This window comes from Virgibacillus carmonensis, assembly GCF_057836705.1.
Map to the genome: position 1 here is coordinate 1 of NZ_JBYQFJ010000387.1, position 529 is coordinate 529.

The following is a 529-nucleotide window of genomic DNA, read 5'->3' on the forward strand; positions in this document are numbered from 1 at the left end:
GGTTGCACGTCTGGCAAAGGCATTCCACATGATAACATATGGTGTATCCAGAAGCGGAAGAAATGTCGAGTTTTTCGACAAGAATGTAACAGCGGCAGAAATAAATACAGTGCTACCAGAGTCAGATTTCCTTGTATCTGTCTTGCCAAGCACACCAGAAACAAAAGGTTTCTTTACTAAAGAGCATTTTAAACTGCTGCCTGACCATGCAGCCTGTCTTAATATGGGAAGGGGTGACGCTGTTACAACTGACGTGTTGCAAAATGCTATCCAATCGAAGGAAATTGCTCATGCCATTCTGGATGTTGCAGAGGAGGAACCGCTTCCCGTAAATCATCCACTTTGGGATTATGACAATGTGACAATCACTCCCCATTTATCAGGAATATCGCCGCATTATCAAAAACGGGCACTAGAAATTTTTACGCAGAATATGCATACCTATCAACAAGGTAAAACAGATTTGATGATAAATAAAATTAATCTTTCCAGGGGGTATTAATCATGCGAATTTACACAAGATCAGGTG

The 529-nt window shown here is 41.0% G+C and carries 1 protein-coding gene; it reads left to right on the forward strand.

The genetic code is table 11. From position 1 onward, the window contains the following. The coding region (locus AC3G7N_RS22500; RefSeq protein WP_489424320.1) for an NAD(P)-dependent oxidoreductase at positions 1–502 on the forward strand (502 nt) is incomplete at its 5' end. Positions 503–529 lie beyond the last annotated feature (27 nt).